25 protein-coding genes are annotated in these 25,848 nt (G+C 72.1%); 12 read left to right on the top strand and 13 right to left on the bottom strand.

Annotated features, from left to right (window positions below; genetic code table 11):
* Positions 1-8: 8 nt before the first annotated feature.
* The 4 genes from ABT127_RS34105 to ABT127_RS34090 all read right to left on the bottom strand — a co-directional run bounded on the left by ABT127_RS34105 (position 9) and on the right by ABT127_RS34090 (position 2,951).
* Positions 9-806 (bottom strand): SURF1 family cytochrome oxidase biogenesis protein, encoded by a 798-nt coding sequence (locus tag ABT127_RS34105; RefSeq protein WP_351458735.1) that lies wholly within the window; start codon positions 804-806, stop codon positions 9-11.
* Between the two features lie 88 nt (positions 807-894).
* Positions 895-1,128 (bottom strand): metallothionein, encoded by a 234-nt coding sequence (locus ABT127_RS34100; protein ID WP_111667090.1) that lies wholly within the window; start codon positions 1,126-1,128, stop codon positions 895-897.
* A gap of 113 nt (positions 1,129-1,241) precedes the next feature.
* The gene (locus ABT127_RS34095; protein ID WP_351458732.1) at positions 1,242-2,228 is read right to left on the bottom strand and encodes a DEDDh family exonuclease; all 987 of its coding nucleotides are present in this window, start codon (positions 2,226-2,228) and stop codon (positions 1,242-1,244) included.
* A 90-nt stretch (positions 2,229-2,318) separates the two neighbouring features.
* Entirely contained in the window at positions 2,319-2,951 is a 633-nt protein-coding gene (locus ABT127_RS34090) for a TetR/AcrR family transcriptional regulator (RefSeq protein ID WP_351458730.1), read from the bottom strand.
* A 121-nt stretch (positions 2,952-3,072) separates the two neighbouring features.
* Between ABT127_RS34090 and ABT127_RS34085 the strand changes: the two genes are divergently transcribed.
* From ABT127_RS34085 to ABT127_RS34050, 8 genes are all read left to right on the top strand, one after another.
* Positions 3,073-3,870, top strand: coding sequence for an acetoacetate decarboxylase family protein (locus ABT127_RS34085; protein WP_351458727.1), 798 nt, complete (start codon positions 3,073-3,075; stop codon positions 3,868-3,870).
* Position 3,871: 1 nt separating this feature from the next.
* Positions 3,872-4,756: an SDR family NAD(P)-dependent oxidoreductase gene (locus tag ABT127_RS34080; protein WP_351458725.1), complete on the top strand. Its 885-nt coding sequence runs from the start codon at positions 3,872-3,874 to the stop codon at positions 4,754-4,756.
* Between the two features lie 22 nt (positions 4,757-4,778).
* The gene (locus tag ABT127_RS34075; RefSeq protein WP_351458722.1) at positions 4,779-6,062 is read left to right on the top strand and encodes an amidohydrolase family protein; all 1,284 of its coding nucleotides are present in this window, start codon (positions 4,779-4,781) and stop codon (positions 6,060-6,062) included.
* Positions 6,059-7,294: an amidohydrolase family protein gene (locus ABT127_RS34070; protein ID WP_351458719.1), complete on the top strand. Its 1,236-nt coding sequence runs from the start codon at positions 6,059-6,061 to the stop codon at positions 7,292-7,294. Before ABT127_RS34075 ends, ABT127_RS34070 begins: the two co-directional genes overlap by 4 nt.
* A 25-nt stretch (positions 7,295-7,319) precedes the next feature.
* The gene (locus tag ABT127_RS34065) at positions 7,320-8,033 is read left to right on the top strand and encodes a VIT1/CCC1 transporter family protein (protein ID WP_351458716.1); all 714 of its coding nucleotides are present in this window, start codon (positions 7,320-7,322) and stop codon (positions 8,031-8,033) included.
* 73 nt (positions 8,034-8,106) lie between these two features.
* Entirely contained in the window at positions 8,107-9,003 is an 897-nt protein-coding gene (locus ABT127_RS34060) for a sterol desaturase family protein (RefSeq protein WP_351458713.1), read from the top strand.
* The gene (locus ABT127_RS34055) at positions 9,000-9,674 is read left to right on the top strand and encodes a lysoplasmalogenase (RefSeq protein ID WP_351458710.1); all 675 of its coding nucleotides are present in this window, start codon (positions 9,000-9,002) and stop codon (positions 9,672-9,674) included. The genes ABT127_RS34060 and ABT127_RS34055 overlap by 4 nt, the downstream gene beginning before the upstream one ends.
* 23 nt (positions 9,675-9,697) lie before the next feature.
* Positions 9,698-10,741 carry a zinc-dependent alcohol dehydrogenase family protein gene (locus ABT127_RS34050; protein WP_351458707.1) on the top strand — a complete coding sequence of 348 codons (1,044 nt, stop codon included), beginning with the start codon at positions 9,698-9,700 and terminating at the stop codon, positions 10,739-10,741.
* 23 nt (positions 10,742-10,764) lie between these two features.
* On the opposite strand, the gene ABT127_RS34045 is transcribed toward ABT127_RS34050, so the two are convergent.
* The 4 genes from ABT127_RS34045 to ABT127_RS34030 form a co-directional block, all read right to left on the bottom strand.
* Positions 10,765-11,781 carry a CopD family protein gene (locus tag ABT127_RS34045; RefSeq protein ID WP_502971828.1) on the bottom strand — a complete coding sequence of 339 codons (1,017 nt, stop codon included), beginning with the start codon at positions 11,779-11,781 and terminating at the stop codon, positions 10,765-10,767.
* Positions 11,782-11,842: 61 nt separating this feature from the next.
* Positions 11,843-13,282 (bottom strand): CoA transferase, encoded by a 1,440-nt coding sequence (locus ABT127_RS34040; RefSeq protein WP_351458704.1) that lies wholly within the window; start codon positions 13,280-13,282, stop codon positions 11,843-11,845.
* A 74-nt stretch (positions 13,283-13,356) separates the two neighbouring features.
* Complete coding sequence (locus ABT127_RS34035; RefSeq protein ID WP_351458702.1) at positions 13,357-14,913, bottom strand: S8 family serine peptidase; 1,557 nt, start codon at positions 14,911-14,913, stop codon at positions 13,357-13,359.
* A gap of 72 nt (positions 14,914-14,985) precedes the next feature.
* Positions 14,986-16,512, bottom strand: a complete 1,527-nt coding sequence (locus tag ABT127_RS34030; protein WP_351458699.1) for a S8 family serine peptidase — start codon at positions 16,510-16,512, stop codon at positions 14,986-14,988.
* 395 nt (positions 16,513-16,907) lie between these two features.
* Between ABT127_RS34030 and ABT127_RS34025 the strand changes: the two genes are divergently transcribed.
* The 3 genes from ABT127_RS34025 to moaA all read left to right on the top strand — a co-directional run bounded on the left by ABT127_RS34025 (position 16,908) and on the right by moaA (position 20,071).
* Positions 16,908-17,276: a DUF485 domain-containing protein gene (locus ABT127_RS34025; RefSeq protein WP_351458696.1), complete on the top strand. Its 369-nt coding sequence runs from the start codon at positions 16,908-16,910 to the stop codon at positions 17,274-17,276.
* Positions 17,273-18,901, top strand: a complete 1,629-nt coding sequence (locus ABT127_RS34020; protein ID WP_351458693.1) for a monocarboxylic acid transporter — start codon at positions 17,273-17,275, stop codon at positions 18,899-18,901. Before ABT127_RS34025 ends, ABT127_RS34020 begins: the two co-directional genes overlap by 4 nt.
* 180 nt (positions 18,902-19,081) lie before the next feature.
* Entirely contained in the window at positions 19,082-20,071 is a 990-nt protein-coding gene (moaA, locus tag ABT127_RS34015; protein ID WP_351458691.1) for a GTP 3',8-cyclase MoaA, read from the top strand.
* Positions 20,072-20,101: 30 nt separating this feature from the next.
* On the opposite strand, the gene ABT127_RS34010 is transcribed toward moaA, so the two are convergent.
* Positions 20,102-20,356, bottom strand: coding sequence for a hypothetical protein (locus ABT127_RS34010; protein WP_351458688.1), 255 nt, complete (start codon positions 20,354-20,356; stop codon positions 20,102-20,104).
* A 256-nt stretch (positions 20,357-20,612) separates the two neighbouring features.
* Positions 20,613-20,963, bottom strand: coding sequence for a DUF3099 domain-containing protein (locus ABT127_RS34005; RefSeq protein ID WP_351458686.1), 351 nt, complete (start codon positions 20,961-20,963; stop codon positions 20,613-20,615).
* 229 nt (positions 20,964-21,192) lie between these two features.
* Here ABT127_RS34005 and ABT127_RS34000 point away from each other — a divergent pair, with 229 nt between their 5' ends.
* Positions 21,193-21,468, top strand: a complete 276-nt coding sequence (locus ABT127_RS34000) for a GlsB/YeaQ/YmgE family stress response membrane protein (protein WP_351458683.1) — start codon at positions 21,193-21,195, stop codon at positions 21,466-21,468.
* Positions 21,469-21,549: 81 nt separating this feature from the next.
* Here ABT127_RS34000 and tyrS read toward each other — a convergent pair whose 3' ends face one another.
* The 3 genes from tyrS to ABT127_RS33985 form a co-directional block, all read right to left on the bottom strand.
* Positions 21,550-22,824 carry a tyrosine--tRNA ligase gene (gene tyrS / locus ABT127_RS33995; protein WP_351458680.1) on the bottom strand — a complete coding sequence of 425 codons (1,275 nt, stop codon included), beginning with the start codon at positions 22,822-22,824 and terminating at the stop codon, positions 21,550-21,552.
* A 64-nt stretch (positions 22,825-22,888) separates the two neighbouring features.
* Positions 22,889-24,283 (bottom strand): metallopeptidase TldD-related protein, encoded by a 1,395-nt coding sequence (locus tag ABT127_RS33990; RefSeq protein ID WP_351458677.1) that lies wholly within the window; start codon positions 24,281-24,283, stop codon positions 22,889-22,891.
* On the bottom strand, positions 24,280-25,803 hold the full coding sequence (locus ABT127_RS33985; protein ID WP_351458674.1) for a TldD/PmbA family protein: 1,524 nt from the start codon (positions 25,801-25,803) through the stop codon (positions 24,280-24,282). The genes ABT127_RS33990 and ABT127_RS33985 overlap by 4 nt, the downstream gene beginning before the upstream one ends.
* Positions 25,804-25,848 lie beyond the last annotated feature (45 nt).

The following is a 25,848-nucleotide window of genomic DNA, read 5'->3' as shown; positions in this document are numbered from 1 at the left end:
CACACGCCCTAGACGGCGGCCGGGGTCACCTCGTCCACGGGCTCGTCCTCCTCCTTGCGCCGCCGGTCGCGCAGTTCGCGGCGGAGCAGGACCACCCAGCCGACGGGCACGGCGGCGGCGAACAGCCACCACTGGTAGGCGTACGCGAGGTTCAGCGCGGCGTCCTCCTTGCCGGGCTGGCCGAGCTGCTCCGGGACGTCGCCCTTGGGTGCGGGCGAGGTCTGCGCGACGTACCCGCCGAGCACCTGGGCGGCGCCGCCGATGCGCTTCGCCTCCTGCTTGCTGTTGATCAGCATGACCTGGCGGTCGGGCAGGCCCCGCAGGTCCTTGATGCCGCTGGCCGCGGTCGTCTCGTCGGGCATCAGCCGGCCCTGGAAGGTGACCTCGCCGGCCGGCGGCGCGGGGATCTTCGGGAAGGCGGTCTGGCTGCCGCTGTCGGGGACCCAGCCCCGGTTGACCAGCAGGATCTTGCCGTCCTTGAGGACGAACGGAGTCAGGACGTGGTACCCGACCTCGTCGTTGGAGTTGACGCGGCGGCGCACGACGACCTCGTCGTCGGTGTCGAAGCGGCCCGTGGCCGTGACGGTGCGGTAGCGCTCCTTGCTGGTGACGGTGTGTCCGACGGACGCCAGGTCCTCGACGGAGACCGGCTTCGCCCGCAGCGCGTCGGTGACCAGCTGGTTGCGGGCGGCGCGCTCGTCGTGGCGGTGCATCTGCCAGATGCCCAGCCGGATCATCGTGGGGATGAGGACGAGGGCGACCAGCGTGAGGATCACCCACTGCCGAGTCAACAGGAAGCGGTACACCCCATGACGGTACCGCTCGGCCATGGGGTGTTTTCAGGGGGGTGCTCCCGGCTTGGGCGGCCGGGTGCTGTACGGGTGCCGTGCGGGCTCAGACCTTGTCGACGATGCCCACCCGCCCCTCGGAGCGGGCGCAGTGCGCCCCGCAGTACCAGTGGCCCTCCACCTCGACGCCCTGCCCGATGATCCGCGAGCGGCAGTGCTCGCAGATGGGCGCCATGCGGTGGATGGCGCAGGAGAAGCAGTCGAAGACGTGCACCGCGCCCTGCGCGTGCACCTCGAAGGACATGCCGTAGTCGTTTCCGCAGACCTCGCAACGTGCCATGCGCCACAGGGTGCGGGCGCGGGCCGCGGGCGACGGACGGGCGCGGGGCGAGTCGCCCCACAAATCACCCGTCTGTCGTCAATGCTCCCCCGATGTCCCCCTCTTTGCCGACGTTACTTCTTGTCCGCGTCGGCCACGTCCTGGAGGAGCTGGCCGAACGCCGCCTCGTCCACGACCGGCGTGCCGAACTGCTTCGCCTTCACGGCCTTCGACGTGTACGAGTCCGGGTCATTGGTCACCAGCAGGCTGGTCAGCCGCGACAGGCTCGTCGCCACGTGCAGGCCGGCCTCGACCGCCCGGTCCTCCAGCAGCTCCCGGTCGACCGAGGTGTCACCGGAGAACGCGACCCGCATGCCCTGCTTGAGCGGCTTGTCCGGTTCGTACCGCCCTGGGTTCGGGTACGGGCATGCCGGACGCTTGCGCGAGGGCCGCCAGCCGGCCGAGGCGCCGCCGCCCCGGTACGAGGACTGCTGCTGGCGCGGCACGGACTGCTCGGCCCACTCGGTGAGCGGGCGGCACTCCAGGAGCGGCAGCCGCATGTTGCGCCCGGCGGCCGCGGTCAGGCTCGGGCGGAACGCCTCGGCGAGCACCCGCGCGTCGTCCAGCGCGTGGTGCGCGTGCTCCTGGACGACACCGAAGTGCGCGGCCAGCGACTCCAGCTTGTGATTGGGCAGCGGCAGGCCGAGCTCCTTGGAGAGCGCGATGGTGCACAGCCGCTGCCGGACGGGGGCGGTGCGCTGCGCCCGCGCGTACTCGCGGGAGATCATCGACCAGTCGAACACCGCGTTGTGCGCGACCAGGACGCGGCCGTCCAGGCGCGCGGCGAACTCCTCGGCGATCTCCGGGAAGAGCGGCGCCCCCGCCAGCACGTCGGTCGTGAGGCCGTGGATCCAGACCGGGCCCGGGTCCCGCTCGGGATTGACCAGCGTGTACCAGTGGTCCTCGACCTCGCCGCGAGCGTCCAGGCGGTAGACGGCGGCCGAGATTATCCGGTCGTCCCTGGAGAGGCCGGTGGTCTCCACGTCGACGACCGCGTATCCCTGCGGATACGCGGCCGGCCAGGGGGCTGCGGACGCTGCGGTCGGGCGGTCTTCGAGCATGGTCCCTGAGGATACGGGCCCTCACTGACACTCCGGTCGCCGCCGTCCCCCCTCGCGCGCCTTCCGGACACCGGCCGGGCCGGTCCCCGCTCAAGTGGCCGGACCGAGCAGTGACTTCACCAGGGCGTGGACCGACGTGTCGAAGAGCTGCTCCGTGTCCACGGGGGTGGCGAGCGCGCGGGCGAGCGCCCGGTCGTCCTCGGCGGCGACCGCCTTCGCCCCGGCCCACAGCTCCTCCTCGCCGGGCCGCTGCACCGGCGCGCGCTCCCGGTTGCGCTCCACCAGCACGTGTCCGACGACCTGGAAGAGCACCGCCCGCACGGCCTCGGCGGCGCCCGCCCCGCGCAGCCCCGCCGCGTGCGCCTCGTGCACGAGGGCCTGCTGCACCGGCAGGAACATGTGCTCGGTCAGGCCGCGCTCGTGCACCATCGCCACCAGGTGGGGGTGGGCGCGCAGCTGCCGGCGCAGGGCGCGGGCGATCGACACCACGCGCTCCTGCGGGCTGCTTCCGCGCGGCCGGATCGTGCCGAGATCGGCGACGGTCCGCCGCACCAGGGCGTCGAGCAGCGACTCGCGATTGCCGACGTGCCAGTAGATCGACGTGACGGCCGTGCCGAGCTCGGCGGCCAGCTTGCGCATGGACAGCGCCTCGGGGCCGTGCTGTTTGACCAGGTCGCCCGCGACGGACAGGACCTCGTCCCGGGTGAGCGGCGTGCGTGCCATCCCCTGCCCCCTCGACTCCCGTCGGTGCACGTGTCTTTACCCTTCATCGCCGCCGGTGTAACTGTGTTACAGGCGCCGAGCGCACGACCCCCGACACGTCACGGACGAAGGGCGGTACGACATGGCACGCGTACGGTACGGAGCGCGCACCGAGGCGGAGATCGCCGCCGCGCGCACCGCGAGCAGCAAGCTCCCCGACATCTGGTCCACCGGCGTGGTCGCCGTGTGGGAGTCCGATCCGGACGCGGTGGCGGCGGTGCTGCCGCCGCCGCTCAAGCCCGCCGAGCGGCCCCTGGTGCGGGCCAACATCAGCAAGGTCGATCTGCCGGGCTACCCGCTGGGCGCGGGCTCGGTCGCCGTCGCCGCCGAGCACGGGGGAGTGCGGGGCTGGTATCCGCTCGTCATGCCGATGACGCACGAGCGGGCCCTCGTCGGGGGCCGCGAGGTCTTCGGCGAACCCAAGAAGCTCGGCGAGGTCACCGTGGAGCGCGACGGCCTGGTGGTACGGGCCGCGCTGGCCCGGCACGGCATCGCGTTCGTCGAGGTGCGCGGCGCGGTCAGCGGCACCCTGCCCGTCCCCGAGCCGTCGCAGAAGACGGACTTCTACTTCAAGTTCCTGCCCGCGGTCGACGGTTCGGGGTTCGACGCGGACCCGGTGCTCGTGCACTGCCTGCGCAACGAGAAGGTCAGGAAGCTGGAGCGGATCACCGGCGACGTCGTCCTGCGCGAGTCCATGTACGACCCGGTCGCCGACCTCCCCGTGCGCACCCTGGTCGACATCACCATCGGCGAGAAGACCACCGACCAGAAGGGCAGGGTCGTCGAGCGGGTCAGTGCCCAGGCCCTCCTGCCGTACATCCACCAGCGCTACGACGACCCCCAGCAGATCCTCGACGGCCCGCCCGAGGGGAGCGTCTGACATGGAGCTGCGGGAGGGACAGGTCGCCGTCGTCACGGGCGCGGCGAGCGGCATCGGACGCGCGATGGCCCGGCGGTTCGCGGCGGACGGCCTGAAGGTGGTCCTCGCCGACGTCGAGAAGGGCGCCCTCGAAGCGGCAGCCGACGACCTGCGGGCGGACGGCGCGGTCGTCCACGCGCGCGTGGTCGACGTCGGGGAGCGCGAACAGGTCGTGGCGCTCGCCGAGGACACGTACGCCACGTTCGGCGCCTGCCACGTGCTGTGCAACAACGCGGGCGTCGGCTCGGGCGCCGAGGGCCGCATGTGGGAGCACGAACCCAACGACTGGAAGTGGGCGTTCAACGTCAACGTGTGGGGCGTCTTCCACGGCGTCCAGGCGTTCGTGCCCCGCATGATCGCGGGCGGCGAGCCGGGACACGTCGTCAACACCTCCTCCGGCGACGGCGGCATCGCCCCGCTGCCGACGGCCTCGGTCTACGCCGTCACCAAGGCCGCCGTGGTGACACTGACCGAGTCGCTGTACGCGCACCTGAAGGCGGAGCACGCGCGCGTGGGCGCCTCCGTGCTCTTCCCCGGCCCCCACATGCTGCGCACCGGGCTGTGGGAGTCGCACCGCAACCGGCCCGACCGGTTCGCCAAGGAGCGCCCGCGCCGGACGCCGTACCGCAGCCTCGGCCAGTGGGAGGCGGCCATGAAGGCGGCGGGCAAGGAGGTCGCGTTCACGCCCGTCGAGGAGGTGGCCGACCTCGTCGCGGAGGGCATCGCCGCGGACCGCTTCTGGCTGCTGCCCGAGAGCGAGCACAGCGACCGGCAGATCCGGGCCCGCTCGCAGTCGATGCTGGACCGGGCGAACCCGGCGTATCTGGAGAGCTTCATTCTCGACTGACACCTCCGAGGAGGGACGCACGATGAGCGACCAGGACCCGTACCTGATCATCTCCTCCGACTGCCACGCCGGACTGCCCACCGCGGAGTACCGGCCCTATCTGGACTCCCGGTTCCACCGCGCCTTCGACGACTTCCTCGGCGAGCGGGACAAGCGCCGCGAGGAGGCGACCCGGCTCGGCATCCGCAACGACGCGTTCGCCGCCAAGTGGTTCCAGGACAACGAGGAGGGGCTGCGCGGCGGCTGGGACGCGGCGCAGCGCCTCAAGGAACTCGACGGCGACGGGGTGGCCGCCGAGGTCGTCTTCCCCGACGCGGACGCCGTGGACAGCCAGACGGCGGCGCCGTTCGGCGTGGGGCTCGGCCTCTCCGGCGACCAGGACCCCGAGCTCGGCATGGCGGGCGCCCAGGCGCACAACAGATGGCTCGCCGAGTTCGTCGGGCAGAATCCCGAACGGCACTGCGGTGTCGCCCTGTTGCCCATCACGGCCGACCCGGACAAGGTCGTCGCCGAAGTGCACCGGGCGAAGGAGTCGGGGCTCGGCGCCCTGATGATCCCCTCCATGTGGGTCGACCACGACCCGTACCACGCGCGCCGCTACGACCCCGTGTGGGCGGCGGCGGCCGAGTGCGGGATGCCGGTCGTGACGCACTCGGGGGCCGCGCCGCGCCACGAGTACGGCGACCACCTCGGCATCTACGTGAGCGAGGTGACCTGGTGGCCGGCCCGCCCGCTCTGGTTCCTGCTGTGGTCCGGTGTCTTCGAGCGGCACCCGGGCCTGAAGTTCGGCATCGCCGAGTCGGGCTGCTGGTGGCTGCCCAACCTGCTCTGGTTCATGGACCGCCTCTACCTGGGCGCCCACGGCGGCAAGAAACTCTCGCCGTTCGCCGAGCTGAAGCGCCCGCCGCACGAGTACCTGGACCGGCAGGTCTTCATCTGCGCCACCAACACCAAGCGCCGCGAGCTCGCCCAGCGCTACGAGATCGGCGTCGACAACATCCTGTGGGGCAGCGACTTCCCGCACCCCGAGGGCACATGGCCCGACACGCGCGCGTGGCTGCGCAGAACCTTCCACGACATCCCGGTCGCCGAGACCCGGCGCATGCTCGGCCTGGCCGCCGCCGAGGTGTTCGGCTTCGACACGGACGCCCTCGCCCCGCTCGCGCGGCGCATCGGCCCGACCCCCGCCGACCTCGGACAGGACACCGACCAGGCGGCCGTGGAGGCGTCCTGGGCCCGCTCGCGCGACGTGGGCCGCCACTGGCTGACCGACCACGACTTCCCGACCCTGGGGGTGAACCCGTGACCGGACCCGCGGACCGCTACACGGTGATCTCGGCGGACTGCCACGCGGGCGCCGACCTCCTCGACTACAGGCCCTACCTGGAGTCCCGGCACCACGACGCGTTCGACGCGTGGGCCGCCACCTACGTCAACCCCTACGCGGACCTGCTCGCCGACACCGCCGACCGCAACTGGAACTCCGAGCGCCGCATCGAGGAGCTGGAGCGCGACGGCATCGTCGCCGAGGTCGTCTTCCCCAACACCATCCCGCCGTTCTTCCCGTCCGCCTCGCTCATGGCACCCGCGCCCACGCGCGAGGAGTTCACCCGGCGCTGGGCCGGGCTGCGCGCCCACAACCGCTGGCTCGCGGACTTCTGCGCCGCCGCCCCCGGGCGCCGGGCGGGCGTCTTCCAGATCCTCCTCAACGACGTGGAGGAGGCCGTCGAGGAGATCCGCTGGGCGGCCGGCGCGGGCCTGAAGGGCGGCCTGCTGCTGCCCGGCACCCCGCCGGGCTCCGGCCTCCCCGAGCTGTACTCGTCGACGTACGACCCGATCTGGCGGACCTGCGCCGAACTCGGCGTCCCGGTCAACCACCACGCGGGCTCGGCCTCCCCGCCGCTCGGCGACGAACCCGCCGCCCGCGCGGTGTTCATGGTCGAGACGACCTGGTTCTCGCACCGCGCCCTCTGGCACCTCGTCTTCGGCGGCGCCTTCCGCAAGCACCCCGACCTGAAGCTCGTCCTCACCGAGCAGGGCTCCGGCTGGATCCCCGGCGTCCTCGACATGCTGGACTACTACCACGCGCGCCTGGTGCGGGCCGCCACGAAGGCGAACACCGCGGAGTCCAAGTTCGGCGCGGGCCTGGCCGATTCGATGGGCAAGGGCCCCTCCACGGTGTGGCGGGAGAACTGCTTCGTGGGCGCGAGCTTCATGCGCCCCCACGAGGTGCCGCTACGGGACCGCATCGGCCTCGACAAGATCATGTGGGGCAGCGACTACCCGCACGACGAGGGCACGTACCCGTACACCCGCGAAGCGCTGCGCATCGCCTACGCGGGACTGCCGCGCGACGAGATCGCCGCCATGGTCGGCGGCAACACCGCCCGCGTCTACGGCTTCGACCTCGGCCTCCTGGACCCGATCGCGGCCCGCGTGGGCCCCACCGTCGCCGAGATCGACGAACCGCTCAAGGAGCCCCCGGCCGACGCCACGAGCCCCGTCTTCGCGCCCGGAGCGTCGGTCCGGGTCTGGTGAGGCCCCTGGGTGCCATGCTCACCGGGTGACCGAATCATCCACGCACGACGAAGCACACGGCGGCGCGCTCGGCTCGCGGCTCAACTGGCTGCGCGCCGCCGTCCTCGGCGCCAACGACGGCGTGGTCTCCACCGCGGGACTCGTCGTCGGCGTCGCCGGCGCCACCGACGACCGCTCCGCCCTGCTCACCGCCGGCCTCGCCGGGCTGCTCGCCGGATCGATGTCCATGGCGGCCGGCGAGTACGTCTCCGTCTCCACCCAGCGCGACTCCGAGAAGGCCGCACTGGACCTGGAGAAGCGCGAGTTGAAGGAACAGCCGGAGGCCGAACTCCAGGAGCTGACCGACCTGTTGGCGGAGCGCGGACTCAGCCGTGACGTGGCCCGCGAGGCCGCCGAACAGCTCACCGAGCGGGACGCGCTGCGCGCCCACGCGCGCGTGGAGCTGGGCATCGACCCCGACGACCTGACCAACCCCTGGCACGCGGCCTGGGCCAGCTTCCTCGCGTTCACCGTGGGCGCCCTGCTCCCCCTGCTCGCCATCGTCCTCCCGCCCGCCGCCTGGCGCCTGCCCGTCACGGTCCTCTCGGTCCTCGCCGCACTCGCCCTCACGGGCTACAGCAGCGCCCGCACGGGGAACGCGGCCGTGGGGCGGGCGATCGCGCGGAACATGGGCGGGGGCGCGCTGGCGATGGCGGTGACGTACGCGGCGGGATCTTTGTTGGGAGCCACCGGAGTCTGACCCCCTACCCCTGGTAATACTTGTCGGTAACAACATCTAGCCGAGGCCCCGCCACCGCCCGTACGGTGCACGCATGTCGACGCCCAACCTGCCCGATGTCGTGCTGTGGTCGATCCCCGCCTTCGTGCTGCTCACGATCGTGGAGATCGTGAGCGTGCGGATCCATCCCGACGAAGACGGGGCCGAAGCCGGATACGACACCAAGGACGCGACCACCAGCGTCACCATGGGGCTCGGCAGCCTCGTGTTCGACTTCCTGTGGAAGATCCCGATCGTCGCGATCTACACGGCGGTGTACGAACTGACGCCACTGCGCGTGCCCGTGCTCTGGTGGACGATCCCGCTGATGCTGCTCGCCCAGGACTTCTTCTACTACTGGTCGCACCGGGGCCACCACGTCATCCGCATCCTGTGGGCGTGCCACGTCGTGCACCACTCCAGCCGCAAGTTCAACCTCACGACGGCGCTGCGCCAGCCCTGGACGAGCGTGACCTCGTGGCCGTTCTACCTGCCGCTCATCGCCTGCGGCGTGCACCCGGCGGCACTCGCGTTCTGCTCGTCGGTCAACCTCGTCTACCAGTTCTGGATCCACACCGAACGCATCGACAAGATGTGGCGCCCCTTCGAGTTCCTCTTCAACACGCCCTCCCACCACCGCGTCCACCACGCCTCCCAGGGCGGCTACCTGGACCGCAACTTCGGCGGCATCCTCATCGTCTGGGACCGGCTCTTCGGCTCGTGGGTGGCGGAGGTCGAGCGGCCCGTCTTCGGGCTCACCAAGAACATCAGCACCCACAACCCGCTGCGCGTGGCCACCCACGAGTACGTCGCCATCGCCAAGGACCTGAAGGCGGCCGGCAGTTGGCGCGAGCGGGCCGGGAGGGTGTTCCGCGGCCCCGGCTGGCAGCCCGCGCCGCAGGCACAGCCGGAGCCCGCCCCCGCCCCGCAGCCCGTCGAGGGCGCCGCATGAGCCTGCCCCGGGCCCTGCGCACCGGCTTCCTCGCGGTGTGCGCCGCCGATCTCGTCGCGCTCCTCGCCGGGGCGCACACCGCGCACCTCGTTCTCAAGCCGCTCCTCGTACCCGCCCTGCTCGGTTACGTCGTCGCGCGCGGCGGGCCCCGGCTGCTGTGCGGCGCGCTGCTGCTGGGGTGGGGCGGCGACGTCCTGCTGCTGTTCGACAACGACGCCGCCTTCCTCGCGGGGATGGGCAGCTTCGCCGCCGGACACGTCTGCTACCTCGTGCTCTTCAAGCGGATGGGGTCACCACGCGCGCGGAGCGGGCTGCTCGCGATCGGCTACGGCGTCGTCCTGGCCGTCACGGTCGTCGCGCTCTGGCCCGATCTGCCGGCCGGGCTGCGCGGACCCGTCGCCGGATACAGCCTGCTGCTGACCGCGATGGCCTACGGCGCCTCCCGGCTCGGCCCGACGGCGGGTGTCGGCGGCGCCCTGTTCCTGCTGTCCGACTCGCTCATCGCCATGGGGATCGCCGACTGGCCGACCCTGCCGCGCCCCGACTTCTGGATCATGCTCACCTACGTGGCGGCCCAGTTCCTGCTGGCCCAGGGAGTGCTCGATGCGCGGCCCGCGCCCCGTGCGGCGTACCGTGAAGAGAGCGCCGAGACCCGGCGCACCCCTCACTGACCTGCACAAAGGAACACCCCCCTATGCGCGCCACCACCATTCACGCCCCGTACGACATGCGTGTGGAGGACGTCCCCGAGCCCGTCGTCGTGCTGCCCACGGACGCCGTCGTACGCGTCCTGCGCGCCTGCATCTGCGGCAGCGACCTGTGGGCCTACCGCGGCGAGGCCGCCCGGCAGCCCGGCCAGCGCATCGGACACGAGTTCCTCGGCATCGTCGAGGAGACCGGCAACGAGGTGTCGGGCGTCCGGCGCGGCGACCTGGTCGTCGCCCCCTTCATGTGGTCCGACGGCGTGTGCGACTACTGCCGCGAGGGACTGACCACCTCGTGCGAGCACGGCGGCTTCTGGGGCTCGGTCGGCTACGACGGCGGACAGGGCGAGGCCGTCCGCGTCCCCTACGCCGACGGCACCCTGGTCCGGCTGCCCGCCGAGGCCGCCTCCGACGACCACCTGCTGTCCGCCCTCCTGACGCTCTCCGACGTCATGGGCACCGGCCACCACGCGGCCCTCGGCGCGGGCGTGCGGCCGGGCGCCACGGTCGCCGTCGTCGGCGACGGCGCGGTGGGCCTGTGCGGCGTGCTGGCGGCCAAGCGGCTCGGCGCCGAGCGGATCATCGCGCTCGGCCGCCACCAGGTCCGCACCGACATCGCCCGCACCTTCGGCGCCACCGACGTCGTCGCCGAGCGCGGCGACGCGGCCGTCGAGGCGATCCGCGAGCTGACCGGCGGCCAGGGCGCGCACGCCGTGATCGAGGCCGTCGGCACCGAGCAGTCCATGAAGACGGCCGTGAACATCACCCGCGACGGCGGCGCCATCGGCTTCGTCGGCGTCCCGCACGGCAGCGGCACCGGCCTCGACCTGAGCGTCATGTTCGACCGGAACATCGCCCTGCGCGGCGGCGTCGCCCCCGTCCGCAGCTACATTCCCGACCTGCTGCCCGACGTCCTGGACGGCACGATCGACCCCTCGCCCGTCTTCGACATGACGGTCGACATCGAGGGCGTCCCGGGCGGCTACAAGGCGATGGACGAGCGCACCGCCCTGAAGGTGCTCGTCACCAACTGAACGCCGCGCCCGCGTCCCGGGGGTCAGCTCCAGCGGATCGGCAGCGGCAGCGCCGTCAGGACCGCCGACACCGCGACCACGATCCCGAGCACCACGACCTCCGCGCGCGCGGGGACGTACGCCCGCGTACGGTCCCGCGCGCGGGACAGCCGCAGCCGCGCCACCAGGGCCAGCACGGCGACCACCACCACGAGCAGCACCTTCGCGAGCAGCGTGCGCCCGTACGCCGTCGAGGTCAGCTGGTCGAGGACCGTGCTCGTCGGCATCCGGCGCAGTGTGCTGCACACCCCGGTCGCGGTGATGGCGGCGAGCAGCATCGCCGCCACGCGCGCGTAGAGGCCCAGAAGGGCCGCGCCCGCTTCGGGGGCGAGCGTCCGCCACGCGTGCGTGGTGCGCAGCACGTAGAGCAGGCCGCCCACCCACAGTGCCGCGCTCGTGACGTGGACGAGGGTCAGCCCGGAGCCGATGAGCGGCGTGTCCTCGGACGGCGGGTGGGCGCGCAGCGCCTCCGCGACCGCCACGGCGGCCAGCGGCCACAGCGCCGTGCCGGGGCGCCGGGTGCGCGCGCACAGCGCCGCCACCAGGAAGGCGTTCACCTCGACGAGGGCCAGCGTGCCGTCCCGCGTTCCGTACAGGCCGCCGATGTCCAGCGCCGCGAGACTGTCCGGAACCAGATTCCCCGAGGCCACCACGGAGGCGAGCCCCAGGGCCGCGACGAACCCCGCCCACGGCGCGTACGCCGACCAGCGGCGCGGCTCTGGCGCGGCGGGCGCCACCCGGTGGGCGAGGAGCCCGGCGAAGATCTCCCCGGCCTGGACGCACAGCGCGGCGAACAGCACGGTCCGCAGCAGCGCGATCCCGCCGGTGCCGGGCGCGGCGGCCTCTCCCGTGCCGTCGAGCGCGGCCCGCGGCCCGAACATCGGGATCAGGGCCGCCGCGGCGACGAGCACGACGACGGCGACGGCGCGCCCGGCGCCGGGTCTGCGGACGGGCGCGTCCGCCGGAGCGGACAGTTCGGTGGTCGGCGGCAGGGAACTCACCAAAGGATCTTGACCAGCAGTTCCGGGTGCGGGCAAGTCCGGGGCCGGCCGATGGACACGGTCATCCATGGCCGGGAAGACGCGTCACGGGCGGCTCCGGTTCGCCCGGGACCGCCGGGGCGTCAGGTGTCGGCCACCGGGGCGCGTCGGCGCCCCAGCACCCGGGTGGCCGCCGCCAGTCGGCGGGTCCGCCGTCGAACGACACCGGGGGCAGCGCGTACCGCAGCCGGCCCAGCGGGCTGTCCGTCTCCGCGAGCCGGACGCCGGGGTCCTGCGCCCCGTCGGGGCCCGCGGGCTCCGGCCGCACCCCGTGCACCAGCCAGTGCGCCGTCTGCGCGAGCGCGAGCCGGACCACCCGCGAACCGCCCTCCGCCGCCTGCTCGGTGAGCGAGCGCAGCACGGCCGCCGCCAGGAGGTACCCCGTGCCGTGGTCGAGCGCCTGCGCGGGCAGCGCCCCGGGGAGGTCTCCTTCCGTGGTGTCGCCCTCGGTCTCCGCGATGCCCGTGGCGACCTGGACGAGACTGTCGAAGCCGCGCCGGCCGCCCCAGGGCCCGTACCCGCCCCAGGCCGAGAGCGAGGCGACCACCAGGCCGGGGCGCCGCTCCGCCAGCGCCTCGGGAGCGAGCCCGAACCGGTCGAGCGCGCCCGGCCGGTATCCCGTGACCACCACGTCCGCGCCGGACAGCAGCTCGTCGAAGACGCGCCGGTCCGCGCCCGCGCCCAGGTCGAGCCGTGTCGAGCGCTTGCCGAAACCGGTGTCGGCGTGCGCGTCCGGATCCTCCGGCAGCTGCGGCGCGTCCACCCGCAGCACGTCCGCGCCGAGCAGCGCCAGGGTGCGGGTGGCGACCGGGCCCGCGATGACCCGGGTGAGGTCGAGGACCCGCAGGGGCCGCCGCGGATCGCGGGGCGGTGCCGCGTCGAGCCGTTCCCGCGTCAGCAGCGGCCGGCCGGCCACCTCGGCGCCCTGCGGATGCGCGGCCCACCGCTCCGGGCTGCGCAGCGCCACGGCCAGACCGCCGGCCGCGTACACGGTCTCCTCGACCTCGTACGCCGACCGCTCGGCGAGCAGCGCCGCCACGTCCGCCACGCTCGCGTCCGCACCGGCCCCGAGCGCCACGCGCAGCCGGGCCCTGTGGTGCGGGTAGTTCGCGTGGGTGCGCAGCCAGCCGTCCCGGGTCCGCCAGAAGCGCGACAGCGGGGCGAAGTTGACCGGCGCGCGCCCGTCGATGAGCAGGTGCCGCTCGCTGGTGAAGGCCGTCGCCACCGCGCCGTCGTCGACCTGGACGGCGCCCACGCCCCGCCCCGCGCGCGTGGCGGCCAGTTCCGCGGCCGCGAGGGAGCACACACCGACGCAGGCCGCGGCCAGTTCGCGCACCGGGAGGCGGGCCGGCAGCGCGCCCGCGCGTGTGACGTGCGAGATGCGGGACAGCAGGGCGGGGTCGCCGCCGAGCGCGTCCCAGGCGGCGGTGGTGGCCGATGAGGGGCCGGTCGCATGGCTCATGCGGGCAGTGTGCCGGAACACCGGGGGCGGGACCCGACCGGGCCCCGCCCCCGCCTTTCCCTGCCGCGACCGCGCTACTTGGTCACGGCGTCCAGCGCGTCCGCCGCACCGGCACCGTAGAAACTGTTCTTGTTCTTGCCGCCCACGCACACCGCGTCGACCGTGCCGTCACCGTCGATGTCGTACGGGTCGGTGCACGCGGTCGCGTCGGCCTCCTTGTACAGCAGCGCCTTCACCTGCGCCGCCGAGGCCTTCGGATGCGTCGACTTGATGAGCGCGGCGACACCCGCGACGTGCGGGGACGCCATCGACGTACCCGCCATGTACTGCCACTTGCCGCCCGGCACCGTGGACAGGATCAGCCCGCTGGTCGCCGGGGGAGCGGGCGTCTGGTACGCCGTGCTGTCGCCGCCGGGGGCCGCGATGTCGATGACGCCCTTGCCGTAGTTCGAGAAGGAGGCCTTGAGGCCCTTGGCGCCGGTCGCCGCGACGGTGACCACGCCGGGCAGCTGCGACGGGATGTCGAAGCAGTCCTTCGTCCTGACGACCCGGTGCGTCGGCGTCGAGTCGTCCGGCGAGGAGTCGTCGACGATCTCGTCCTGGGCGAGGTCCGTGGCCGCGTTGCCGGCCGCCGCGACGTTCACCGCGCCCTTGCGCTCGGCGTACTGCGTGGCCCGGGTGACGGCCGTGACGAGCGCCTTCTGGTCGGCGTCCGTCGTGCAGTTGAACAGCCAGGGGTCGGTGTAGTAGCTGGAGTTGGTGACGTCCACCCCGTGGTCGGCCGCCCATACGAAGCCGCAGACCACGGCCTCCGTGTAGTACATGCCGGTGGCGGGCTCCGCCACCTTCAGGCTGGCCACCTTCACGCCCGGCGCGACCCCGGTGACACCGACGCCGTTCTTGGCGGCGGCTATCTCACCGGCCACGTGCGTCCCGTGCCCGGACTCGCCCTCGACGGGCCGCCACGCGTCGTCCTTCTGCACGGGCACCCCGCCCAGGCAGTTGGCCGACGCCTTCCTGTCGAAGTTGGGGGCCAGGTCCGGGTGGGTGTCGTCGACGCCGGAGTCGAGCACGCCGACCGTCACCTTCGGGCTGCCCAGGGACACCTTGTGGGCCTTGTCCGCCTTCATCGCGGGCAGGTCCCACTGCAACGGCTCCAGCGGGTCCTGGTCCGCCGTGGCCGAGGCGGCCGCCTTCTTCGCCTCCGCCGCGGTCAGCACCTGCCGGGTGGCGAGGTCGTCGCTGGACTGCGCGGCCAGCGGCGTGGTGCGGGTGGCACCGGCCGACTCGACCCCGCGCACGGTGCGGACGGTCTTCGCGAAGTCCGGGTTCTTGGAGTGGACGACGATGACACCGATCTTGTCGTACGCGATGACGACGGTGCCGCCGGCCTTGCCGATGGCCTTCTTCGCCGCCGAACCACCCTTGCCGGGGCGGACGTTGACGACGTAGCTCAGGTCGGGGCCGTCGGTGACGACGGGCGCGCTCGCCGGGGTGTGGCCCGCCGCGGCGGCCGCCGACGCGGTCGCGTTCGGCAGGAAGGCCAGCGCGGTGACCGCCGCGATGCCGAGCGGCAGGGCCAGGGGGCGGCGGGCGCCACGCGGACGTGAGCGGGGATGGGGCGGCGTCATGAAGTCTCCGTTCGGTCGGTGGTCGAGCCGAGTGCGTACGTCATGGGTGCGACAACTGGGCCGGACGGGCGGCTACTTGACGGCATCGAGCGCGTCGACGATGCCGTGGCCGTAGAAGCTGTTGTTGCGCACGCTGCCGGTGCAGGTCGCCTTGTACGTGCCGGTGCCGTCGGGGTCGTACGAGGCCGGGCAGGCCTGCGGGTCCGCCTGGGCCTTGAGCAGCGCCTGCAGCTGGGCCGGAGTCGCCCACGGGTGGCGGGACTTCAGCAGCGCGGCGACGGCGGCGGCGTGCGGGGACGCCATCGAGGTGCCCTGGAGGTAGCCGTACGCGCCGCCCGGCAGCGTCGACAGGATGCGGCCGTTGGCGTCCGGGGTGGCGGGGATCTGCAGCTTGTCGCCGCCCGGCGCCGCGATGTCGATGACGCCCTTGCCGTAGCTGGAGTAGTACGACTTGGCCTTGTTCACGCCGGTCGCGCTGACCGTGACGACCCCCGGCAGCTGGGTCGGCACGTCGAAGCACTTGTGCGGGTCGATGGTGCGGCTGACCGGCGTCGAGTCGTCGGGGCTGGAGTCGTCGACGATCGCGTCCGAGTCGAGGTCGTCCGAGGAGTTGCCCGCCGACGCCAGGTTCAGGGTGCCCTTGCGGGTGGCGTAGAGCTGGGCCCGGTTCACCGCGTCGACGATGGCCCGCTGGTCGGGGTCGTCGAGGCAGTTGTACAGCCACGGGTCCACGTAGTAGCTGCTGTTGGTGACCTCGACGCCGTGGTCGGCGGCGAAGACGAAGGCGCAGACGACGCTCTCCGGGTAGAACAGCTCGGTCTGCGGGTCGGCCACCCTGATGCCCGCGACCTTCACGCCGGGCGCGACGCCCGCGACGCCGACTCCGTTGCGGGCGGCGGCTATCTCACCGGCGACGTGCGTGCCGTGGTAGTGGTCCGGGGTCGCGGGCCGCCAGGCGCCGTACGAGGTGTCCGCCTTGCCGCCGACGCAACTGGCCGACTGGGAGGGCGAGAAGTTCGCGCTGAGATCGGGGTGGGTGTCGTCGACGCCGGTGTCGATCACCCCGACCGTGACGTTTCTGCTGCCCGGGTTGATCTTCGCCGCCTTGTCGGCGCCGATCGCCCGGAGGTCCCACTGGTTGGCCTCCAGCGGCTCCTCGCCCGCAGCCGCTTTCGCCGAGGCGGACCTGACCTCGGCGGCCGTCAGTTTCTGGACCCGGCCCTCGTCGGTGGTGCCGGCCGCGCTGAGCGGTGTGGTGCGGGTGGCGCCCGCCGAGGCCACGCCCTTCGTGGCGCGGACCTGCTTGCCGAAGTCCGGGTTGGCGGAGTGGACGACGAAGACGCCGATCTTCGCGTACGTCTCCACGACGGAGCCGCCGGCCGCGGATATCGCCTTGCGAACGGAGGCGATCGTGCGCGCGTCCGTGCTCCGCGTGTTGACGACGTACGCGAGCGAGGTGTCGGAGGCCGAACCGGCGTTCACCACGGGGGAGTCGGCCGGCGCGGCGACCGCGGACGGCAGGAAGCCGAAGGACGCCGTGAGCGCGATGCCGATCGGCAGTGCGAGGGCCGTACGTCGTCTGGCACGAAGATGAGCCATGGGATCTCCACATCATCCGTCGTTCAAGGGCGATTGGGGGCATATGTGGGGGCATATGCGGAAAGCCCGAACACAAGTGGTGCCCGGGCAGGTACATGACGCGTGGTGCGGAGCGAACGTATCTCTAGTCGCCGCAGGTCATCAACGAGTTCCGAAAGAAATCAGGGGAGTTGAACCGCTCCGTACGCGCCGCCGTGCCGTTGTGCAGGGGGCAAGGAGCACGATCCACCCCCTGTCGGATCACGTCGGGTCGCTCTACCATCGCGACCCGGCCCACGTGATCCACGTCACCATGAGGTCCGAGAGCACGTATGCCCGCACAGCCAGAGTCGCCCGCGACTCCCGCAACTCCCCCTGTCCAGTCCCCTAAAGCCCCCGCACCACGAGGAGACTCCGTGGCCACCGACGCACCACCACCCCCGAAGGGCAGTCCGGACGAGCCCCGCGCGCTGCCCTCCACCGAGGAGTTCACCGCGGTGCAGCAGAGCGCCGAGTTCGGCGAACTGCGCCACGCCCACCGCTCGTTCGCCTTCCCGCTCACCATCGCGTTCATCGCCTGGTACCTCGTGTACGTCCTGCTGTCCAACTACGCGGGCGACTTCATGGGCACCAAGGTCGTCGGCAACATCAACATCGCCCTCGTCCTCGGTCTCGCCCAGTTCCTCACCACGTTCCTCATCGCCTGGTGGTACTCCCGGCACGCCGCCGCGAAGCTCGACCCCAGGGCCGAGGCCATCAAGTCCCGTATGGAGGGCGGCGCATGAGCCCCGTCACGTCTCAGTTCACGCTGGCCGCCGCCGAGGCGAGCGACCACCGTCCGCTGATCATCACCCTGTTCTCGGTGTTCGTCGCGGCGACCCTCGTCATCACCGTGTGGGCGGGCCGCCAGACCAAGAGCGCGTCCGACTTCTACGCGGGCGGACGGCAGTTCACCGCCTTCCAGAACGGCCTCGCGGTCTCCGGCGACTACATGTCCGCCGCGTCGTTCCTCGGCATCGCGGGTGCCATCGCCCTCTTCGGGTACGACGGCTTCCTCTACTCCATCGGCTTCCTGGTCGCCTGGCTCGTCGCCCTGCTCCTGGTCGCCGAACCGCTGCGCAACTCCGGCCGCTACACGATGGGCGACGTACTCGCCTACCGGATGCGCCAGCGCCCGGTCCGCACCGCCGCAGGCACCTCCACCATCGTCGTCTCCATCTTCTATCTGCTCGCGCAGATGGCGGGCGCGGGCGTCCTGGTCTCACTGCTGCTCGGCATCACCTCGGACGCGGGCAAGGTCGGCATCGTCGCCCTCGTCGGCGTCCTGATGATCGTGTACGTCACCATCGGCGGCATGAAGGGCACCACCTGGGTGCAGATGGTCAAGGCCGTGCTGCTCATCGCCGGCGCGCTCCTGCTGACCTTCCTGGTCCTGCTGAAGTTCGACTTCAACATCTCGGACCTGCTGGGCACGGCCGCCGAGAACAGCGGCAAGGGCTCGCCGTTCCTGGAGCCGGGCCTCAAGTACGGCGCCACGGCCACCTCGAAGATCGACTTCCTCTCGCTGGGCATCGCGCTCGTCCTCGGCACCGCCGGACTGCCGCACATCCTGATCCGCTTCTACACGGTGCCGACCGCCAAGGCCGCCCGTAAGTCGGTCAACTGGGCCATCGGCATCATCGGGGTCTTCTACCTGATGACCCTCGCGCTCGGCTTCGGCGCCGCCGCGCTGATCAAGCCGGCCGAGATCATCGCCTCGAACAAGGCGGGCAACACCGCGGCACCCCTGCTCGCCCTGCATCTGGGCGGCGTCGACTCCAGCTGGGGCGCGATCCTGCTGGCGTCGATCTCGGCCGTCGCCTTCGCCACGATCCTCGCGGTCGTCGCGGGCCTGACCCTGGCCTCGTCGTCGTCCTTCGCGCACGACATCTACGCCAACGTCATCAAGAAGGGCCAGGCGACCGAGAAGCAGGAGATGCGGGCCGCCCGCTGGGCCACGGTCTTCATCGGCATCGTTTCGATCGCCCTCGGCGCGCTCTCCCGCGACCTGAACGTGGCGGGGCTGGTCGCCCTGGCCTTCGCCGTCGCCGCGTCCGCGAACCTGCCGACGATCCTCTACAGCCTCTTCTGGAAGCGCTTCAACACCAGCGGCGCGCTGTGGTCGATCTACGGCGGCCTGTTCACCGCCGTCTTCCTGGTCCTCTTCTCGCCGGTCGTCTCCGGCAAGGAGACGTCCATGTTCAAGAGCGCCGACTTCGACTGGTTCCCGCTGGAGAACCCGGGCCTCATCTCGATCCCCGTCGGCTTCCTGCTCGGCGTCATCGGCACCTACCTGGCCAAGGAGAAGGCCGACGCGGGCAAGTACGCGGAACTGGAGGTGCGCTCCCTCACCGGTACCGGCGCCCACTGAGCCGACGGACCGCGCGCGTACGCGTACGTTCCTCCCGCGTCCCCGTCGCGGCGAGCTGGTAGCTCTCTACGACGGGGACGCGGCACGCTCGTGGGATCACCGGACTGTCGGTGTCGGACCCGTCACGTAGGCTCGGTGAGTGTCAGGCCTTGTACGCACGACAAGAGGGAGGGGGCCCACGTGCTCATCGACACCTACGGCCGGGTGGCCACCGACCTGCGGGTCTCGCTGACCGACCGCTGCAATCTCCGCTGCACGTACTGCATGCCGGAAGAGGGCCTGCAGTGGCTGGGCAAGTCGGACCTGCTGACCGACGACGAGATCGTCCGGCTCATCCGGATCGCCGTCACGCACCTGGGCATCACCGAGGTCCGCTTCACCGGCGGCGAGCCCCTGCTGCGGCCCGGCCTGGTCGGCATCGTCGAGCGGGTCGCCGCCCTGGAGCCCCGCCCCCAGATGTCCCTGACGACGAACGGCATCGGGCTCAAGCGCACCGCCGCCGCCCTGAAGCAGGCGGGCCTGGACCGGGTGAACGTGTCACTGGACACGCTGCGCCCCGACGTCTTCAAGACGCTGACCCGCCGCGACCGCCACAAGGACGTCATCGAGGGACTCGCCGCCGCGCACGAGGCGGGCCTGACCCCGGTGAAGATCAATTCGGTCCTGATGCCGGGGCTGAACGAGGAGGAGGCACCCGACCTCCTCGCCTGGGCCGTCGAGCACGACTACGAGCTGCGGTTCATCGAGCAGATGCCGCTGGACGCCCAGCACGGTTGGAAGCGCGAGGGCATGGTCACCGCCGGTGACATCCTGGCCTCCCTGCGCACCCGCTTCGAGCTGACCCCCGAGGAGTCGGATGAGCGCGGCTCCGCCCCGGCCGAGCGCTGGACCGTCGACGGCGGGCCGCACCGCGTCGGTGTCATCGCCTCGGTGACCCGCCCGTTCTGCGCGGCCTGCGACCGCACCCGCCTCACCGCCGACGGCCAGGTCCGCACCTGCCTCTTCGCCCGGGAGGAGACGGATCTGCGCGCGGCGCTGCGCTCCGACGCGCCGGACGAGGACATCGCCCGCATCTGGAAGCTGGCGATGTGGGGCAAGAAGGCGGGCTCGGGCCTGGACGACCCGACGTTCCTGCAGCCCGACCGCCCGATGTCGGCGATCGGCGGCTGACCGCCCGCACACTGCCTGCTGACCGGTGGGTCAGTCCTGCCGCTCGGCGGACTCCCACTCGGCCAGCGCCACGACGTCCTTCAGGAACCCGCGCACGCCGAGGAACTGGGAGAGGGACTCGCGGTGCTCGTCGCACGCGAGCCAGGTCTTGCGCCGTTCGGGCGTGTGCAGCTTCGGGTTGTTCCACGCCAGCACCCACACCGCGTCGGCACGGCAGCCCTTGGCCGAGCACTGCGGGGTCGTGGGGGAGGGCGGGGTCGGTCCGGACAGGTTCGCGAGATTCACGGCTCAACCTTAAACGGCCTGGAAAACCCGCAGGCGAGCCCGTCGGAAAGCTCCGGGAAAAGGCGACGCCGAGCAGCCACGGGGGGAGCTGCCCGGCGTCGGTCCGTCGCTCCGACGGGGGATGCGGAGCGCGTACGCAGTATGTCACGCGCGACCCCGTACCCGGCACCGGAACCACATGATTGATCTGAGCTTTTCTTGAGCTTTATCGACCAGTCGTACCGCGGGCACTGAGCGCGGCGGACGGTGCCGAGGGCTACGTCCGGTCTTCCGGGGCGGATTCCGCCGGACCCGCCGCGGGGGTCGGCGCGATCATCGGGCGCGAGGGTGCCGGTACGAAGGTCGACGGCAGGTTCGGCGCGTTCTCCCGGCCCGCGTTGGCGATGACCACGGCCACGTACGGGAGGAAGGCTCCGAGCACCAGGGTCACGATGGCGACGGGCCGCTCGATGTCCCACAGCACCGCCGTGGCGATCACCGCGAGCGTGCGGATCCCCATCGAGATGACGTACCGGCGCTGCCGCCCGCGCACGTCCTCGGCGAGCCCCTGCCGGGCTCCAGTGATCCGGAAAACCTGTGCTCCGCCGCTGTCACTGCGCTTCCGCATCACATTCCACCACCCGCCGGCTCGCCGGACGCTCCCCGGTCCGGACCGCAACCACGTTACGCCGGGGCTGCGTCGGCTACGAGACCGGGGCGGCCCTGACCTGGGCGTGCCCACTGCGCCGTACCACGTATGGGGTGCCCCGACATGCGCCGTACGGAGTACGGCCGGAGACTGATCGCAGGTGAGTGGCGCAGGCCGCGCACTCCGCGCCGCTTGAGGAGGCGATGTCATGAGTTGGTTGTGGGCGATCATCGTGGGTCTGGTGCTGGGCCTGATCGCGAAGGCGATTCTGCCGGGCAAGCAGCAGATCCCGCTGTGGCTGACGACGGTCTTCGGCATCATCGGCAGCGTTCTCGGCAACTGGGCTGCCACGGGCCTCGGCGTCAACGACACCAAGGGCATCGACTGGATCCGCCATCTGCTCCAGCTGATCGGCGCCGTCGTCGTCGTCGCACTGGGCGACATGGCGTGGACGTCGCTGCGGGGCAACAAGCGGCGGGCCTAGCGCCCGGCGCGTGCCGAACGACCGAGGGCGCTGCCCCTTCCGCCCGGCGGAAGCGACAGCGCCCTCGGTCGTTCCGGGCCTCTAGGCGCCCTTGACCTCGACGGCCGCGAGGTTCTTCTTGCCGCGGCGCAGCACCAGCCAGCGCCCGTGCAGCAGGTCCTCGGTGCCGGGTACGTGGTCCTCGGCGGCGACCTTGACGTTGTTCACGTAGGCCCCGCCCTCCTTCACGGTCCGCCGCGCGGCGGACTTGCTCGCCACGAGACCGACCTCGGCGAACAGGTCGACGACCGGACCCAGCTCGGTGACCTCGGCCTTCGGCAGCTCCGACAGGGCGGCCGCGAGCGTCGCCTCGTCCAGGTCCGCGAGATTGCCGTCGCCCTGGCCGAACAGCGCCTTCGACGCGGAGATCACGGCGGCCGTCTGGTCGGCGCCGTGCACCAGCGTCGTCAGCTCCTCGGCCAGCGCGCGCTGCGCTGCGCGGGCCTGCGGGCGCTCCGCGGTCTGCGCCTCCAGCGCCTCCAGCTCCTCGCGGGACCTGAAGGACAGGATCCGCATGTACGTCGAGACGTCCCGGTCGTCCACGTTCAGCCAGAACTGGTAGAACGCGTACGGCGTCGTCATGTCCGCGTCCAGCCAGACGGCGCCGCCCTCGGTCTTGCCGAACTTGGTGCCGTCGGCCTTCACCATCAGCGGCGTCGCGATGCAGTGCGCCGTCGCCTCCGGCTCCAGGCGGTGGATCAGGTCGAGCCCGGCCGTGAGGTTGCCCCACTGGTCGGAGCCGCCCTGCTGGAGCGTGCAGCCGTAGCGCCGGTACAGCTCCAGGAAGTCCATGCCCTGGAGCAGCTGGTAGCTGAACTCCGTGTAGCTGATGCCCTCCTGCGACTCCAGGCGCCGGGCCACGGAGTCCTTGGTCAGCATCTTGTTGACCCGGAAGTGCTTGCCGATGTCGCGCAGGAACTCGATCGCGGACATCCCGGCGGTCCAGTCCAGGTTGTTCACCATGACCGCCGCGTTCTCGCCCTCGAAGTCGAGGAAGGGCTCGATCTGCGAGCGCAGCCGGGTCACCCAGTTCGCGATCGTCTCCGGGTCGTTCAGCGTGCGCTCCGCCGTCGGGCGCGGGTCGCCGATCTGGCCCGTGGCGCCGCCGACCAGCGCCAGCGGGCGCAGGCCCGCCTGCTGGAGGCGGCGCATGGTCAGCACCTGCACGAGGTGGCCGACGTGCAGGGAGGCCGCGGTCGGGTCGAAACCGCAATAGAACGTGATCGGACCGTCCGCGAGCGCCTTGCGCAGTGCGTCCTCGTCAGTGGACTGGGCCCACAGGCCGCGCCACTTCAGCTCGTCGACGATGTCCGTCACGGTTCCGGGTCTCCTTGAACAGTTCTGTTGGGGCCCGACCAGTCTATGGGCGAACCGAAAGCGCTCAGACGCCCTGGCTGACCGAGCTCATGTTGAAGTCCGGCACCCGCAGTGCCGGCATGGCCGCTCTCGTGAACCAGTCGCCCCACTCGCGCGGCAGCGTCTTCTCCGTGCGCCCGGCCTCGGTGGCCCGCCGCAGCAGGTCGACCGGTGACTCGTTGAACCGGAAGTTGTTCACCTCACCCACGACCTCGCCGTTCTCCACCAGGTACACGCCGTCCCGGGTCAGCCCGGTCAGCAGCAGCGTCGCCGGATCGACCTCGCGGATGTACCACAGGCAGGTGAGCAGCAGCCCGCGCTCCGTGGCCGCGACCATCTCCTCCAGCGACCTGCCCGAGCCGCCGTCGAGGATCAGGTTGTCCCCGGCGGGAGCCACCGGCAGCCCGGTCAGCGCGGCGCTGTGCCGCGTCGTCGTCAGGTGCTTCAGCTCGCCGCCGGAGATCCAGTCGGTGGCGGTGACCGGCAGCCCGTTGTCGAAGACGGACGCGTCGTCCCCCGAGGTGTGCGCCAGCACGAACGGTGCGCACTCCAGGCCCGGCGCGTACGGGTCGCTGCGCAGCGTCAGCGGCAGCTCGCTGAGCCGGTCGCCGACGCGGGTGCCCCCGCCGGGCCTGCTGAACACGGTCCTGCCCTCGGCGGCGTCCCGCGCACCCGCCGACCACAGCAGATAGATCAGCAGGTCGGCGACGGCGGTGGGCGGCAGCAGCGTCTCGTAGCGGCCCGCGGGCAGGTCGATCCGCCGCTCGGCCCAGCCCAGACGGGTGGCCAGCTCGGCGTCCATCGCGGCCGGGTCGACGTCCGTGAAGTCCCGCGTGGAGCGCCCCGCCCACGCCGACCGCCTGCGGTCCGGCGACTTGGCGTTCAGCTCCAGCGTCCCGTTGGGCTGGTCGTGACGCAGCCGGAGACCCGTCGACGTACCGAGATAGCTGGAGGTCAGCTCGTGGTTGGCGAAGCCGTACAGTTCGCGTCCGCCCGCCCTGGCCCGCGCGAACGCCTCGCCCAGCGCGGGCGCGAACTCCGTGAACACCGCCGACGAGGTCTCGGCCGGGGCCTCCGTGAATCCGGAGGCCTGCGGTACGCCGCCGACCAGCGGCTGCGCGTCCTCGGCGGGCCCGGCCTTGGCGGCGGCCTCCTCGGCGGCGCGGACCAGCGGTTCGAGGTCGTCGGCGGTCACGGCGGACCGGGACACGACACCGGTCGCCGTGCCCTCCTTGCCGTCGACCGTCGCGATGACGGTGAGGGTGCGGCCGCGCGTCACCCCGTTCGTGGTCAGCGCGTTGCCCGCCCAGCGCAGATTCGCGGTCGAGGTCTCGTCGGCGATGACGACGCAGCTGTCGGCCCGCGACAGCTCCAGGGCGCGCTCGACGGTCTCGTGGGGCTTGCTGGTACGAGGGCTCATCGACCCGCCTCCTGCGTCGTATTGAGGATGTTGACGCCCTTGAACAGCGCGCTGGGACAGCCGTGCGAGACGGCCGCGACCTGGCCGGGCTGGGCCTTGCCGCAGTTGAAGGCGCCGCCCAGGACATAGGTCTGCGGGCCGCCGACCGCCGCCATGGAGCCCCAGAAGTCGGTCGTCGACGCCTGGTAGGCGAAGTCCCGCACCTGACCGGCCAGCCGCCCGCCGCGGATCGCGTACGCGCGCTGCGCGGTGAACTGGAAGTTGTAGCGCTGCATGTCGATGGACCAGGACCGGTCGCCGACCAGGTACAGGCCGTTGTCCACCCCGGAGATCAGGTCCTCGGTCGACAGGCCGCCGGGATCGGGCTGCAACGACACGTTCGCCATCCGCTGCACCGGCACGTGCCCGGGGGAGTCGGCGTATGCGCATCCGTTGGACCGGTCGAACCCGGTGAGCCGCGCGATCCTGCGGTCGAGCTGGTACCCGACCAGGGTGCCGTCCTTCACCAGGTCCCAGGACTGCCCGGCCACGCCCTCGTCGTCGTAGCCGATGGTGGCGAGCCCGTGCTCGGCGGTCCTGTCACCCGTCACGTTCATGATCTCGGAGCCGTACTTGAGCTTCCCGAGCTGGTCGAAGGTGGCGAACGAGGTGCCCGCGTACGCCGCCTCGTAGCCCAGCGCGCGGTCCAGTTCGGTGGCGTGCCCGATGGACTCGTGGATGGTCAGCCACAGATTGGACGGGTCCACGACCAGGTCGTAGTGGCCCGCCCGGACACTGGGCGCGCGCATCTTCTCGGCGAGCAGCCCCGGGATCTCGGCCAGCTCCCGCTCCCAGTCCCAGCCCGTCCCCGTCAGGTACTCCCAGCCCCGGCCGGCCGGCGGCGCCACGGTGCGCATCGAGTCGAACTCGCCGCTGGAGTCGTCCACGGCGACCGCGGTGAGCTGGGGGTGCAGCCGGACCCGCTGCTGGGTCGTCACGGTCCCCGCGGTGTCCGCGTAGAACTTGTTCTCGTGGACGGCCAGGAGCGAGGCGTCGACGTGGCTGACCCCGTCGGCCGCCAGCAGCCCCGCGCTCCAGTCGGCGAGCAGCCCGGCCCGCTCCTCCTCGGGCACCGAGAAGGGATCGATCTCGTACGAGGAGATCCAGGTCCTGTCCGCGTGGACCGGCTCGGCGGCCAGCTCGACGCGCTCGTCGGAGCCCGCTGCCTTGAGCACCTGCGCGCTCAGCTTGGCCATCTGCACGGCCTGCGAGGCCACCTTCGCCGCGGCGTCCATCGTCAGGTCGACCCCGGAGGCGAAGCCCCAGGTGCCGCCGTGTACCACCCGCACCGCGTACCCGAGGTCGGTGGTGTCGGAGGAGCCGGCCGGCCGGGCGTCCCTCAGGCGGACCGCGGCGCTGCGCACCCGCTCGAAGCGGAAGTCCGCGTGCTCGGCGCCCAGGGCCCGGGCGCGGGCGAGCGCCGCGTCGGCCAGGGCCCGCAGCGGCAGCGCCGTGAAGGCTTCATCGATCGTATGGGGCACAAGGCCTCCCTGTTCGTCGCGGTTCGTGGCCACGGGCGGGCTCTG

Origin of the sequence: Streptomyces sp. NPDC001904, assembly GCF_040297005.1 — a bacterium.
In the GTDB taxonomy this organism is placed as follows: Bacteria; Actinomycetota; Actinomycetes; order Streptomycetales; family Streptomycetaceae; genus Streptomyces.
This window is presented reverse-complemented; position numbering and strand designations above follow the sequence as displayed.

What these genes read in the sequence shown, in the direction of transcription:
- ABT127_RS34090 (WP_351458730.1), bottom strand. Translation starts at nt 2,951, where the DNA reads ATGGCACGCACGCCGCTCACCCGGGACGAGGTCCTGTCCGTCGCGGGC.
- ABT127_RS34040 (WP_351458704.1), bottom strand. Translation starts at nt 13,282, where the DNA reads ATGAGCCATGCGACCGGCCCCTCATCGGCCACCACCGCCGCCTGGGAC.
- ABT127_RS34030 (WP_351458699.1), bottom strand. Translation starts at nt 16,512, where the DNA reads ATGGCTCATCTTCGTGCCAGACGACGTACGGCCCTCGCACTGCCGATC.
- ABT127_RS34050 (WP_351458707.1), top strand. Translation starts at nt 9,698, where the DNA reads ATGCGCGCCACCACCATTCACGCCCCGTACGACATGCGTGTGGAGGAC.
- ABT127_RS34020 (WP_351458693.1), top strand. Translation starts at nt 17,273, where the DNA reads ATGAGCCCCGTCACGTCTCAGTTCACGCTGGCCGCCGCCGAGGCGAGC.
- ABT127_RS34100 (WP_111667090.1), bottom strand. Translation starts at nt 1,128, where the DNA reads ATGGCACGTTGCGAGGTCTGCGGAAACGACTACGGCATGTCCTTCGAG.
- ABT127_RS34080 (WP_351458725.1), top strand. Translation starts at nt 3,872, where the DNA reads ATGGAGCTGCGGGAGGGACAGGTCGCCGTCGTCACGGGCGCGGCGAGC.
- ABT127_RS34000 (WP_351458683.1), top strand. Translation starts at nt 21,193, where the DNA reads ATGAGTTGGTTGTGGGCGATCATCGTGGGTCTGGTGCTGGGCCTGATC.
- ABT127_RS34035 (WP_351458702.1), bottom strand. Translation starts at nt 14,913, where the DNA reads ATGACGCCGCCCCATCCCCGCTCACGTCCGCGTGGCGCCCGCCGCCCC.
- ABT127_RS33990 (WP_351458677.1), bottom strand. Translation starts at nt 24,283, where the DNA reads ATGAGCCCTCGTACCAGCAAGCCCCACGAGACCGTCGAGCGCGCCCTG.
- ABT127_RS34055 (WP_351458710.1), top strand. Translation starts at nt 9,000, where the DNA reads ATGAGCCTGCCCCGGGCCCTGCGCACCGGCTTCCTCGCGGTGTGCGCC.
- ABT127_RS34095 (WP_351458732.1), bottom strand. Translation starts at nt 2,228, where the DNA reads ATGCTCGAAGACCGCCCGACCGCAGCGTCCGCAGCCCCCTGGCCGGCC.
- ABT127_RS34075 (WP_351458722.1), top strand. Translation starts at nt 4,779, where the DNA reads ATGAGCGACCAGGACCCGTACCTGATCATCTCCTCCGACTGCCACGCC.
- ABT127_RS34085 (WP_351458727.1), top strand. Translation starts at nt 3,073, where the DNA reads ATGGCACGCGTACGGTACGGAGCGCGCACCGAGGCGGAGATCGCCGCC.
- ABT127_RS34005 (WP_351458686.1), bottom strand. Translation starts at nt 20,963, where the DNA reads ATGCGGAAGCGCAGTGACAGCGGCGGAGCACAGGTTTTCCGGATCACT.
- ABT127_RS34060 (WP_351458713.1), top strand. Translation starts at nt 8,107, where the DNA reads ATGTCGACGCCCAACCTGCCCGATGTCGTGCTGTGGTCGATCCCCGCC.